Origin of the sequence: Mesorhizobium sp. M7A.F.Ca.CA.002.05.1.1, assembly GCF_003998335.1 — a bacterium.
Lineage (GTDB): Bacteria > Pseudomonadota > Alphaproteobacteria > Rhizobiales > Rhizobiaceae > Mesorhizobium.
This window is the reverse complement of the sequence record NZ_RZQI01001449.1, coordinates 1-841: the sequence shown is the minus strand read 5'-3', so window position 1 is coordinate 841 and position 841 is coordinate 1. Positions and strand designations below refer to the sequence as shown.

2 pseudogenes are annotated in these 841 nt (G+C 63.0%); both read right to left on the bottom strand.

Annotation, left to right across the window (positions count from 1 at the left end):
* Nucleotides 1–269 (bottom strand): annotated as a pseudogene (gene glyA, locus EN939_RS36270) (serine hydroxymethyltransferase); the annotation flags it as partial.
* A 178-nt stretch (nt 270–447) separates the two neighbouring features.
* A pseudogene (locus EN939_RS36265) lies at nt 448–841 on the bottom strand (Na+/H+ antiporter); the annotation flags it as partial.

The window sequence follows — 841 nt, the reverse complement described above, 5'->3', positions numbered from 1 at the left end:
ATGGCCAGTTCCTCGGCCACGTCGACGAACTGGCAGCCGCCATAATAGCGCTTGCCGGGATAGCCCTCGGCATATTTGTTGGTCATGATCGAGCCCTGCGCTTCAAGCACGGCGCGGGAAACAATGTTTTCCGAGGCGATCAGTTCGATCTCGTGGCGCTGGCGGCCGAGTTCGTTGCGGATGGCCCCGAAAATCTCCGGATCGGCGTCGGCCAGCGTGGTTTCGAAGAAGGATTCGAACTTGTTCGACACTGCCGCTGCTGTTGCCATGGCCTGAAATCCTCAAGGTTCGGGGGCAATTTTAATTTATGCAAGCCGTTGTCCCAAAACCGCTGCACAATTTTGGGCGACTTGCATTTGCCGCGCCATTAACACAGTTGTTTTCGCCCCGCCACGTTTGCCACGCGAAATTTGCTGGCCGGATTGCGCCAGCCAGGCCCGCGGGTCGCTATTTCCTCGCCTTGCGACCTTTCAGCAGTGCCTCGGTAAGCGTGATTTCGGCAAACAGCGCCTGCGACGTATGGTCGTTGATCTCGCCGCTGCGAAACATGGCGCGCACGGCCTCGCGCTCGGCTTCGATGCCGGCAGATCTCAATTCGAGTTCCAGCCTTCCGGCTTCGCGCGCCTCAGCGCGGGCCTCATCGGCTTCGTCCGAGGCGGCGATGCGGCGCCGGTAGCCGGCGACAATGTTATCAGCAGCGGCAAGCCTGGCGCCGGGCACCTCGCCCCCCTCATCATCAGCGGCTCCGGCAATGCTCTCGATGCGCGCGATCGCCGCCTTGGCGGCGCCCACGCGCGCCAGGCGCTCCTCGGCGGCGCCGGCATCCTCACCGGGCTCGACC